The 12,488-nt window shown below is 34.7% G+C and carries 12 protein-coding genes and 1 riboswitch; of the genes, 3 read left to right on the top strand and 9 right to left on the bottom strand.

All coding sequences use genetic code 11. The features are described from left to right. Positions 1–57 precede the first annotated feature (57 nt). Together ACYUJ6_RS11285 and iadA are read left to right on the top strand one after the other, a co-directional pair. The gene (locus tag ACYUJ6_RS11285; protein WP_461842882.1) at positions 58–714 is read left to right on the top strand and encodes a YdjY domain-containing protein; all 657 of its coding nucleotides are present in this window, start codon (positions 58–60) and stop codon (positions 712–714) included. A gap of 537 nt (positions 715–1,251) precedes the next feature. After that, entirely contained in the window at positions 1,252–2,418 is a 1,167-nt protein-coding gene (gene iadA / locus ACYUJ6_RS11290; protein WP_461842883.1) for a beta-aspartyl-peptidase, read from the top strand. Positions 2,419–2,436: 18 nt separating this feature from the next. Here the strand turns inward: iadA and grdD are convergent, their stop codons facing one another. From grdD to ACYUJ6_RS11335, 9 genes are all read right to left on the bottom strand, one after another. Next, positions 2,437–3,576, bottom strand: a complete 1,140-nt coding sequence (grdD, locus tag ACYUJ6_RS11295) for a glycine/sarcosine/betaine reductase complex component C subunit alpha (RefSeq protein ID WP_461842884.1) — start codon at positions 3,574–3,576, stop codon at positions 2,437–2,439. Between the two features lie 42 nt (positions 3,577–3,618). Beyond that, the gene (gene grdC, locus ACYUJ6_RS11300; protein ID WP_461842885.1) at positions 3,619–5,151 is read right to left on the bottom strand and encodes a glycine/sarcosine/betaine reductase complex component C subunit beta; all 1,533 of its coding nucleotides are present in this window, start codon (positions 5,149–5,151) and stop codon (positions 3,619–3,621) included. Positions 5,152–5,250: 99 nt separating this feature from the next. Further along, positions 5,251–6,555: a glycine reductase complex selenoprotein B gene (grdB, locus tag ACYUJ6_RS11305; RefSeq protein WP_461842886.1), complete on the bottom strand. Its 1,305-nt coding sequence runs from the start codon at positions 6,553–6,555 to the stop codon at positions 5,251–5,253. Between the two features lie 47 nt (positions 6,556–6,602). Beyond that, positions 6,603–7,067 carry a glycine/sarcosine/betaine reductase complex selenoprotein A gene (gene grdA / locus ACYUJ6_RS11310; RefSeq protein ID WP_461842887.1) on the bottom strand — a complete coding sequence of 155 codons (465 nt, stop codon included), beginning with the start codon at positions 7,065–7,067 and terminating at the stop codon, positions 6,603–6,605. Between the two features lie 200 nt (positions 7,068–7,267). After that, positions 7,268–8,554 carry a glycine/sarcosine/betaine reductase component B subunit gene (locus ACYUJ6_RS11315; RefSeq protein ID WP_461842888.1) on the bottom strand — a complete coding sequence of 429 codons (1,287 nt, stop codon included), beginning with the start codon at positions 8,552–8,554 and terminating at the stop codon, positions 7,268–7,270. A 57-nt stretch (positions 8,555–8,611) separates the two neighbouring features. Further along, positions 8,612–8,944: a thioredoxin family protein gene (locus ACYUJ6_RS11320; protein ID WP_461842889.1), complete on the bottom strand. Its 333-nt coding sequence runs from the start codon at positions 8,942–8,944 to the stop codon at positions 8,612–8,614. A gap of 16 nt (positions 8,945–8,960) precedes the next feature. Then, entirely contained in the window at positions 8,961–9,887 is a 927-nt protein-coding gene (gene trxB, locus ACYUJ6_RS11325) for a thioredoxin-disulfide reductase (RefSeq protein ID WP_461842890.1), read from the bottom strand. 56 nt (positions 9,888–9,943) lie between these two features. Next, positions 9,944–10,318, bottom strand: coding sequence for a GrdX family protein (locus tag ACYUJ6_RS11330; RefSeq protein ID WP_461842891.1), 375 nt, complete (start codon positions 10,316–10,318; stop codon positions 9,944–9,946). Between the two features lie 132 nt (positions 10,319–10,450). Then, positions 10,451–10,551, bottom strand: a riboswitch (glycine riboswitch). Between the two features lie 225 nt (positions 10,552–10,776). Continuing rightward, entirely contained in the window at positions 10,777–11,517 is a 741-nt protein-coding gene (locus ACYUJ6_RS11335; RefSeq protein WP_461842892.1) for an ATP-binding protein, read from the bottom strand. A gap of 113 nt (positions 11,518–11,630) precedes the next feature. Here ACYUJ6_RS11335 and ACYUJ6_RS11340 point away from each other — a divergent pair, with 113 nt between their 5' ends. Next, a complete protein-coding gene (locus tag ACYUJ6_RS11340; protein ID WP_461842893.1) occupies positions 11,631–12,308 on the top strand; it encodes a Crp/Fnr family transcriptional regulator in 678 nt (225 codons plus the stop codon). Positions 12,309–12,488 lie beyond the last annotated feature (180 nt).

The following is a 12,488-nucleotide window of genomic DNA, read 5'->3' on the forward strand; positions in this document are numbered from 1 at the left end:
ATTATGAATTAAATCCAAGGATGAAAACATAATCTATATTAAGGGAGGTTCTATGTTATGAAAAGGATTTTATCCATTATATTTTCTGTACTGTTTATTGGTGTACTATCTGTTGGATGTTCAACAGATAAGCAATCATCAAATACACAAAAACAATCTGCTGAAAATAAAGATCAAAAAGTTCTCACTGTAAATAAAAACAATAAAGAGGTTAAAATATTATCGGAAGTAAACGGAAAATATTTTACTGAGAATACCCGTCATGGTGTAGTATTTAAAGATGGATCAAATGGTGAAAAGTCTGTACTCCGTGGACTTGTAGATCCAGAGGATTTTTATAATGCTCTGATATCCATCGGAGCAAAACCTGGAAATAATCTACAGGCAAGTGACAAAGGCAAGGGCAAAAAAGTAGAAGGTTCAAAATTAAATGTATTTGTTACCTGGGATGGTCTTGGAAAGGAAATACCTTTCTCAGATATTATAGATTCAAGTGATCCCAGACCAATGGATATACGATTTGGCGGCAACTTGGCTCATGCTAAAAAAATGAAGACAGGCTGCATACTATGCTTAGACAGCTGTGCTGTGGGTATTACTAGTAATTCAGCTTATGCATTTGGAGAATCTGATACCGTTAAATTTCACGGTAAAAAAGATGTTCTTCCAAAGGATGGAACAAAGGTTACAGTAATATTCAGGCTGGCAGAATAAATACTTTAGGAGGGTACGATATTAACATCGTACCCTCTGCCTGTATACTTGGAGGTGCAAAATGAAATTTTTCAACTTATTATACAATAGTTTCATATGGGGATTGCTGATTGCAATCATAGCTTTTCAAAATGAATGGCTGGAAATGCGGATTAATATAGGTATAATAATTCCAATTATAATGATATTGTGTTTTATAATATATTTTATTATATCAAGAAGGAGTAATTTATGGAATAGAATTGGATTCAAATTCAGTATATGCAACTTGATATTATGTAGTTTAATAACAATTTTAATAATCGGTCTGGACAGATTTCAAAGTCTCCCTGCTTCTATATTAAGGGAAGGGATACACCACAGTAATTTAAGCTTTTTTACAGTGAATTTATCACTAATTATCTTTTTTATAGCAGGACTTCTTATTATCTTTTTTTCTAATAAAACCGAAAGAACTTAATTTTTATGAATAACTTTTATTTCTATGTTTAAATTATAATAAAATAGCAAACTATAATATCAAAGGATGTGTAAATAATGATTTTAATAAAAAACATAGAAGTATTTGATCCAAAATCCATAGGTAAAAAAAACATATTGATATGTTATGATAAAATAGCATATATATCTCAAAGCATAAGTATTCCGGATAAGAATTTCCCTCAGGTGGAAATAATAGATGGAAGCGGATTGAAAGCCATTCCTGGTCTAATTGACCTTCACATACATATAAACGGCGGCGGCGGAGAAGGTGGATTTCAAAACAGAACTCCTGAATTAAATCTTACAAAATTTACGTTAAATGGTGTCACAACTTGTGTAGGACTTTTAGGTACAGATGGAATTACAAGAAATATGGGAGGACTAGTGGCAAAAGCAAGAGCTCTCCAAAAGGAAGGCATAACTACATACTGCTGGACAGGATGCTATGACGTTCCTACCAGAACTCTTACAGATAGTGTCCGTGGAGATATTATCGTCATAGACAAGATAATAGGAGCTGGTGAAATAGCTGTTTCAGATCACAGGGGAAGTCACCCTTCAGAAGAGGATTTAATACACTTGGCCTGTGAAACCAGGGTAGGAGGTCTTATTTCGGATAAATGCGGGGTTCTTCATATGCATCTGGGAGATGGTAAAAAAGGATTGACTCCCATATTTGATTTAATAGAGAATTCAGATATACCTTTTGAAAATTTACTGCCTACACATCTTAATAGAAATAGTCTGTTATCCAAACAGGCTATAGAATATTTAAAGATGGGAGGGTTTACCGACATAACCACCGGAATTAAAAATAATGGTGATGATGCTATGAGTTCCTCCCAGCTATACAGTACAATGTTGAAGGAAAACATTTCCCCTTATCATGTAACCATGAGTTCCGATGCAGGTGGAAGTATGCCATTTTTCGACAGTAAGGGCAATCTGACCAAATTAACCATTGGCATGCCCTCTACAGATATGGACTCCGTAAGAGAATCCATTGAAAGAGGACTCTCCATGGAAACAGCTCTTATTCCACTTACTGTTTCTCCTGCTAAATTTCTTAAATTTCCATACAAAGGGAAAATAGCAGAAGGATATGATGCAGATTTAGTTTTATTGGACAATAAATTGAATATTCATACTGTTATAAGTCGTGGTAAACTTATGGTTCAAAACTACAAGCCCCTGGTATACGGAACCTTTGAAGCCAGATAAGAGGGTCAATTCTCCCTCTTATTTATATCCAGCTTTTTTTAGAATTTCTATGGCTGTTTCCCCTTTTTCCGGATGAACTAAAATTACAGGCCCCGTACAGCCCATGCCGCTTTCACAATATATGCCTTTCTTCCACAATACATTACATGCATTGTCCAATTCCAGTATGTCTATTCCCGGTATTGCATAAGTAACGATTTCTTTATCTGGTATTTTCACCTGTTCAACATTTGATGGTTTTTCCTTTATCAATATTTCTTCTAATCCTGCACATTTTGCTTTTTTGAATTCATTTTTTGCCCTCTGGAGTACTTTCCCTTCAGCGCACATGGCACAATATTTCAATCCTTCACATATAAGAGCTGCCCCTGATGCCCTGGATACTATATTTATCAATTTATCATAATTTTCTCCTATTCCGGGACCGTATCCATATCCCAGTGTTTCATAATTTCCACCTGTAGTATAGGCTGAAAATATTTTTATAAGCAGATTCCCTGTCAGTGAATCACATACCATAATATCCGGAGTACCTGCCAATATGTCATTTCCCCTCATCAATACCTCTCCGTTTTTTCTTAGAGATTGTGCAAAGTCAATTTTATACCCTCTATTCTGCAGTTCTTTCAATGCTCTTTCCGCACCTCTAGCTCCATCTATATTTAAAATACCAACTGTGGGATTGTCTATTCCAATGGAATTTGCCACAGCAATACCGGCTATGGAATTTTTAACCATACCCTCTACCCTATTGGTGGACATAGTACCTGTAGTAGTTGAAATTATCATATTTCTCCCACTGCCCGGAGTAACTAATCTGCCTACAGTTGAAACTCCTATGGGAAAATCAAAATGCTGTGTTACACATCCATCTATCTTTTTTTCTTCAAGGAGGTCCAGCATTTTTTTGTGACCTTCTTCTGAATTCTCTGCCTCTACAATTTCAAAATCGCAATGAACTTTTGGTCCTATAAGAACTATATCAAAATCCCCGTATTTGCTCCTGGCCAGTTGTGCAGCTTTTATCATTTCATCTATTCCATGTTCAGAACCATAAATTGTAAGTCCTATTTTAAGTTTTCTCCTGAAAGTGCCATTTTCTATACCATCTGCTATATCACTAAATGCTTCCGCAATCATTTTTTTTGTTTTGTCCATAATTATCCTCCCACCCTGCAAATTTAACCATATTATTTAATATCAATCACTTATTAATTGCTGTGCAAATTTTTTCATCTCCTGGGATATAATCTTCTTTATCTCCTCTTTACCTACTCCAACACTTTCTTCCAGCCCTCCGTTCTTTTCTACAAGTATGGATACTCCATCAAACAGGTTAGTCATTCTTCCTAAAAATAAACTTCCCTTTCCTATTATCATAAAGTTGTTTAATCTGCCATTCATTATATGTTCTATACCATGTCCTATAATAGGGACACCTGAGGGTATATGTCCTTGAGTAGGAGCATATCCCGGATATCCATGTTTTTTAACAAATAAGGGCAGCTCCTTCCGTTGAATTTGTCCATTTTTAACCGCCAGAGCACCTATCATCTTATAATTTTGCATAGGCACATCACCTGCACCGGCTGGTTCTGTTATATCAGGTATTTGCATTTCTGGAGCAAACTTGTCTACATCTGTAATTTTCATTCCATTTTTAGTAAGAGGATTAAGTACAAGAGCCTGCATTACTGCTTGAGGTGCAGCACCATCTCCTATTGTATGCCTTCCAATCACATCAGTTCTAAGCACAGGACTTATTCCATCATTTTCCGATACAAGAATTGCAAAGCCGCCAAGGCAGTCCTCCAATAAAGGTATGTTTTTCTTCACATGATCTTTTCCATTCATTCCAAGTTTAGCAGTACATCCACCTGCAAATACTATAATGTTTTTATATATTCCTGACTTTACTAAAGCAGCAGCTGTAATCAACGCATGTGCAGGTCCTGCACAAAATCCTCTCATATCAACACCAGTAGCCCCTTTTATTCCGGCTATTTCACCACAAGCTTTGGCAATATTTCCTCCTCCTCTTTGATTCATATCACCTATAGCTTCTTCTGAACACTCTATTAAATAATCAACTTCATTCACGTCTATTCCTGAATTTTTTATGAGATGCATTAAAGCCAAAACTCCTGATGCTTTTACAGATAGATTTTCGAGCATGGTGTGGGCCGACAGATTTGAATCAAATTCATGAGCCCTTTTTATACATCCTACTAATTTATCCTCTTTATAAAGTCCTTCTGCCTTTTTATCATCCAGAAGCTGTTTTATATTTTTTATGTCTTCTCCTTCTTTTAATTGATCAAGTTTTTTATTTAGGATAGGATGTTTTTTAAAACTTTCTTTTACAATTTTCATAAAAGATTTTTCTAAGATTACTAAATCAAACACATCAGAAATCTTCAATAATCCATAGAACTCATCCTGACACATAATTTCTCCAAACTTTCCAAACCTGTTTGTATCTTTCATATTATTTAAATACCAGGGTCTTTCTATTTCAGACAGCTCCTCCGGTATCATATTTCCTATATAAGTCTGGTTAGGAGCATAAGATACAACATCCTGAAAAGATCTTAAATGACTTTTTATTTCTTTTAAATAGTCCGAACCGGGATTTGTATTTCTCTCCATGCTTTGAGTAGTGCCATTGTGCACCAGCATATCCGGTGTATTAATTAAAATATAAGAAGCCTTCTTAATAACAGGGAAACTCATTTTAAAACCTCCATTTACCTTTTTATAAGCCAGGGAAATCAAAAACTGCGTATTTCAATTTCCCCAGACATTCAGTCTTATTTAGATTCCATCAGTTGTTTATTCAAAAACTTTTTGCCCTTCTACCGGTGTTGAAAGGGCCTTCAGTGCCTTTTTAACTAAATTATATCTTAATTCAAATTCACCTTTTTTATCCAATGTGGGCTTTCCCAAGGGATGAGGTATAGCTATTGTAGGTATTATTCTGTTTGCCCCAACTGTCAATGATATAGGAACTACCGTACACATATGAACTACCGGCAGTCCTCCTCTTTCTATTTCTTTTACCATAGTTGCACCGCAACGAGTACAAGTTCCTCAGGTGGATGTCAATATAACTGCATCAACACCATCAGCTACAAGCTCTTTAACTATGGTATTTGCAAACTTTTTGGCAGATGCCACTGCCGTACCATTTCCAACAGTTGAATAATAATATTTATAAAGAGAGCCTATTTTACCTTCCCTTTCCATCTTTCTTAAGACATCTACAGGAAGTACCCTGTCCGGATCCTCATTTGCATAAGTGGGATCATAACCCCCATGAGCTGTTTCAAAGGTTTCAGATGTTAAATTCTGAATTCCTTCTATACTGTATTTTCCAAACTTGGATGCACTGGAGGATTCTATGTGATCCGGATTTCCTTTTGGAACTATGCCTCCAGAAGTAACTAGTGCAATTTTAGCTTCAGCTATGTCTTTCACTGCCGGATTGGGATTTACCTTGTCAAATACGGGCATTTTAAATTCTGTGATAAAGTTTCCCCCTTTCAATTTATTGACAAGCATATCTACCGCTCTTTTAGATCCACGTTCCCCGCTAAAGCAATTTTTTCTTATTCCCCTTTCAATATATCCTTCTTCTTCAGGGCTTCCTATTTCCTCTCCTCCAGCCAGTTTTAAGGATAATGACACTATTTTAGGGAGAGCTTTTCTCATACCTGCAGCACTATTTTTAGTTTCAATTATATATATATACTTTTTAAATAAATCTGCTCCCGGATTTTCAGAATACATGGCAGTAACAGCCGGGATTCCCAGTTTATCCTGAACTTCTTTTGACATGGAACCACATGCCATACCATATCTGCCTGCATTGAAAGCAGGTCCCGCTATAAACAAGTCCGGACTATACTTTTTAATCATACCAATTATTTCTTTTTTTGCATCTTCTATATTTTCATTAAAATAAGAATCTCCACAAATAACCGTGGCCACTATTTCAACTCCTTCTTTCTTGAACAGGCTATTCAATCCCATTCCCGGACCTATAAAACCTTCTCTGACTTCAGGTTTTATATTTGCCTTCTCCTCTCCTCCTATACCGGCATAAAATTGATTTATATAATGCACAACTCTAATCATACAATTTATACTCCTTTCAAAGTTTTGCAAAACTTCCCATGAAACTTCTAGTATTTTGAATACTCATCTCTGATCTGTTTAACTTCACTGATTATTTCATCTACATCCAGAACCATTTCCATCATCCCACACTGCTCATCATAAACTGCAGCATCACACTCTTCTTTTATTTCCGGCTCTACAATGTGATAAACAGCTAATCCCAGCTCAATTCCTGCAAGCGGCCCTGCAAAAGTCGGATCTCCAGCACTTACTGTTTCTGCCGAAAGCCCTGAAGCTTCCGCCTCCGCTCCCCCTAAAATTACCACTATATTTTCTTCACCATATTTTTCTGTTAAATCTTTTACTCTCTGTTGGATCTCCAGATCCATAGCTCCCGCAGCAGTTCAAACAAAACATTCCGTAGAAGCAAATACAACTTCTGCTCCAGCTGATTTTGCACATGCTTCAATAGCTTGGCCAGGTATGCCGTCCCTGTCTCCTATAGCAATGACTTTTTTCCCTTTTAACATTTTTTATCATTCCTTTCAAAAAATATATTATAAACTGTAACCTACTTTTTATATCTGCATAATAATATTTTATCTATTACCAAATTGATATTTTATTTTAAAATATTGCTTATCATTTTCTTTTATTTATTCTATAATAAAATTTGAATATTTTATATTTTTATTATTTGGGATATTCTTTTCCCGCTAATTTAATTGGACTAATATCCTTTGGAAGTTAGTTTGGTAAACCCAACTTCGCTGGTAGCTCCAGTTACCACCTGGAGTTCAGCTTCTATGGTTCCATCTGGTCTTAAGCTTTTTACATGACCGCCTGCAATTACATTAGCAGCTTCAGGATGTCCTATTGTTTTTTTCATTTTAGGAAGTTCAATTATCTCATTTGCATTTCCTGCTGTAACAACTGCATCTCCCTTGACTGTAGAATCTGCCAGTGATTGAGACGCACCATCCCTGCCTGCATATTCATCAGTTATAAGCACAGTTTTTATACCCATATCTGATATTTTATTACAATTCATTACAAGATCCGCATCTGGATTCCCAAATCCCTCTTCCGATATGATAACTGCATCAGCTCCAAGATATTTCACCAGTTTAGCTGTAAAATCAGAGGATCTTTCCTTATCTGCCAGATATACGTTTTCATTTGTAATTACACAGCCTAAGAAATTAATATCTTTTCCATCCCTATCATACAATTCCTGGATAACCGGATTGTTTAAATGCACATAAGTGGGATTTTTATCGCAGGCAGATACACAATTTCCACTGACTACTGCACCATCAAATATTTCTGTAGGATATAAAAAGGTTGGTATAATTTTTTTTGCATCAACTCCATAGACATAAGTGTCATGCATTAATCCCTGACTTTGAAGCATGTAAACATAAACAACTTTAGGCAGATTACTATATCTTTTTACTTGCTCCACTAAAGGCAGCGTTTCATAAATTTTGACTTCATCCGGTTCTATATTCCTTGCAGCTTCGCCAAGATAAGCAGCTGCTTTAAAACCAATCATTCGGATGGCTTCTTCATGTTCGTGCTGTTTTATTCCCTGTTTTGGTTCACAAATTATAACTAAATTATTTGTTTTTGAAAAAGGAGTATACTTTGCTCCCTCCCCACTCATATCTATAATACCCTCTTGAAACCCCACAATACTTCCTGTAGTAACTACAGCTGCTCCACTCAGCACATGTGTTCTGCCCTCTCCAACAGTGTCGACCTTGCTTATGAATCCTGGAAATATACCTCCTTTTCCCTCCACCTTAACTCTGGGCTCAATTACATCTTTTACAGGTATGATCCTGGTTTCATCATCTGGTCTGGCAATATCCACCTCTATTTGCCCAATTCTTTCATCTCCGCCGATTTTTTCTATCAATTCATTTCTGTTTACATAGAGAACCCCATCTGCAACCTCTGTTTCACTTCCAAATTTAATATCCTTAATATGAATTTTTCCAATTTCCAGCTGCAATACCTTCACCTCCAAATTTATTAAAATCAAGAATTTAAAATATTAAATTTTTGATTTTTACAATGTATTATAATAGGACTTAACAAACTCTTCCACATCATCTAAAGATGTTATTTTATCGGCAGTAATAGAATTGATCTTTTCTCCCTTATTATAAAGTACCATAGTAGGCAGCCCTAAAACCTTCTGACCTATTGCAAGCCTTCTGGCTTTACTTATATTGAGGCTTGAAAACTTAACTTTATCTCCATATTTATCTTCTAGCTTGTGCACTCCAGGCATAAGCTGTTTGCATATTTCACATTTATCGCCCCAGTAATCTACAAGTACCGGTTTATCCTTATAACCTAAAACCTCTTCGTTAAAATTTTGTTTTGTTAATTCGATCATTATAGTTTCCTCCTATTCAGATTTTATTTTTTTCTATATAAGCTTCAGCAGCAGTTGCTGCAATGGCACCATCCGCTGCTGCAGTTATAACCTGCCTTAAAGATTTTCTCCTTATATCTCCTGCTGCAAATACACCTGATATATCAGTTCTCATATCCTCATCTGTAATTACGTAATCCTTTTCATCCATAGTTACTTTTCCCTTAAACAATTGTGATATGGGATCATATCCTACAAATACAAAGCATCCATCTACCTTTAATTTCCCAATCTCACCTGTAATTTTATTTTTTATGATCAACTGCTCCAATATTTCCTCTCCTACAGCTTCTTCCACAGTAGAATTCCATATGAACTTTATTTTGGAATTATGGAAAGCCTTATCCTGCAGGGATTTTGTTGCTCTTAATGCATCCCTTCTGTGTATAACCGTAACACTCTCTGCAAATTTTGTAAGGTAAATAGCCTCCGTAATAGCTGAATCTCCTCCTCCTATTACCGCTACATCCAGATCTGTAAAAAAATCCGCATCACAAGTTGCACAATATGAAATCCCCCTGCCCCTCAATTTTTTTTCATTTTTAAAACCTGAAAGCCTGGGATTTGCACCTGTGGCAATTATTATTGTTCTAGCTCTGTAAATATCTTTTTTGCTCTTTAAAACCTTAACTGCCCCATCTATATCCACATCTGCTATCTCATCTTTAACAAATTTCACCCCAAAGCCTGCTGCCTGGTTTTTCATCCTTTCACTTAAATTGGTTCCTGTACAATTTTCAACGGATCCTGGATAATTTTCAAGCTCATCTGTTGTAGTTATCTGTCCTCCATATTTTGCCCTTTCTATAAGCAAAGTGTCCATTCTAGATCTGGCGGCATAAAGTCCTGAAGATAATCCTGCCGGTCCTCCGCCAATTATTATGCAATCATATATATGTTCCATTTTATACCTCCCTGTATTATTGATAAAATACAACAATTTTTTCTGTTGTACATCTTCTAAAGTTTATACTTTACAAGCTCATAGTCTATTAGAGAAAAATCATCCAATATTTTTTGATTCCATTGCGGAATACCATAATCCCTAAAAAATTTTTCAGTAGTATGAATCCCCCTTTCTATATAATTCAAAGAACTAATATCTACAGTATCTTCAGTTTTTTCAGTTATTATGATAGTTCTATATGGAGTCTCATTGGGTTTTATGCTGCCCATAAGCGGATGAGTTAATAATTTATGATTTCCATGTATATAATTTCTTGCTCTTTTCAATACCTGCATAACAGTGCCTTCTATAAAGTCTATTTTATATTTATTTGTTAACTGTTTTTTACACATGGGATTATTGGTAATCACTATTATAGGTTCTATCATATTCCTTCTCCCTTTCAAAATTTTCAATCAAATTCAAATAAAATTAAAGGACAGGGTAAAAGAATTCTCTTTTACCCTGTCCTTTTTACCTGAGAGATTTACTCCGTCGGTGCCAAAAGCTTTCCAGAGTTTTGTCCTTTTTCGGTCCTTTGACCTGAGAGATTCATATTATTTAAGAGAAATAATACTTACTCCTTCGGCTATCCATTTAAGGATACTATAGAATGATATTCTATAGTTAAGTAGTTCTTCAAAGAAATTTTATATATTGTTTAAACTTCTACTTAATCTCCCGAAAAATTCATCCAGCTTATCTTATAATTAAAATTTATTTTCTATTCACTTTAATTATATATTACATCTGGATACTTTTCTATATATTTCAATTAGATTACATATTTCATTTTTTTATAACACCTATAATATTATAGATATACTCATAATGTATTTTAACCTAACTACTCACTTATGCTCTCTCCTTCAGTGGATATTACAACCTCCTTGTAAGGAACTATAATTCCGGATTTCAGCATAGAATTTTTCACTGCATTTACAATTCCACCACAGCATGGTACTTCCATTCTCACTACAGTTATACTTTTTAAATTGGTATTTTTTATAATTTCTATAAGTTTTTCTTCATAGCAGCTTATGTCATCCAATTTTGGACATCCTATTACCACAATATGATCTTTAATAAAATCTTCATGGAAATTTGCGTAGGCATAAGCCGTACAATCAGCTGCTACCAGAAGATTTGCATTTTTTAAATAAGCTGCCTTAGGATTTATAAGCTTCAATTGAACTGGCCACTGCCTAAGTTCTGATATAACACTGCCATTTTCTTCACCATTATCATTAACCTTCCTATGGACTTTTGAGCCTGATGTCCTGTCTATACTTCTAGCTGCTGTTCCAGGACATCCGCAGGGTATAGAAATTTTAAAATTATGCTTGTCTTTTTCCTTTTTTCTTTCTATAACTAATTTCTTATCATAATCTTTACTTTCCCTTTCAATTATATTTATTGCACCTTCAGGACACTCAGGGAGACAATCTCCAAGTCCATCACAGTATTCATCGCTTATAAGCTGAGCTTTTCCATTTAGCAATTCTATGGCATTCTCGTGGCAGGCATTTACACACAAACCACATCCATTGCATTTTTTCTCATCTATATCAATAATTTTTCTTTTCATTCAAATTCCTCCCTTGTTTTTATGTCTATATTATAATAAAATAAAATTATATAATCTGTACCTTATGTTACCATTGTAATTATAATTTAATATTGAATAGATTGGAGAAAATCATGGAGAATATTGCTGATGTATTTAGTAACTGCATACTAATGAAAAACTTTTCAAAAGATAATATCAAAAATTTTCTTGAAAAAATAAATTACACCTCAATGCACTATTCAAAGGGAGAAATCATAGCTATTGAGGAATCAGACTGTTCAAAAATAGGAATAGTCATAAGTGGAACTGTGGAGGTGCAAAAAATATTTTCCTCGGGGAAGGCCATTACTATAAGCAGTTTAAAAAGAAGCGATATATTTGGGGAGGTCATAATATTCTCCAACAGGAACACCTATCCTGCCACTATAATTGCATCAAGTGATGCATCTATAATATTTATATCTAAAGAAAATATATTAAAACTCTGCAATCTATTTCCCTTATTTTTAAATAACTTTATGACTCTCTTGTCTGATAAGATACTCATGCTAAATAAAAAGCTTAAGAATATATCTTATGAAACAATACGCCAAAAAATTATTTCTTATGTTTTAGATGAATATACCCATCAAAAAAAACTGAAACTAATACTAAATTACACCAGAAAAGAAATGGCTGAACAGCTTGGGATTCCACGGCCATCGCTTTCAAGAGAACTTGCACATATGAAAAAAGAAAGGCTGATAGATTTTGGCAGGAACTACATACTGATAAAAAATGTAGACACCCTGGAAAATTTATTATTTTAAAAGAAAAGGAAACGAAAAATTTCGTTTCCTTTTTGTTTATTCTAACATATTCTCCTTCCACATCCACCACATAATAATAATATTATTATTATTATTATTATTGAACTGCTTCCGCGTCTATCATCATCACATCTGTGTGACATAAAGATCCCTCCTTATTATCTCAAATTATAAATATAT

The organism is Clostridium sp. JNZ X4-2 (genome assembly GCF_054889485.1).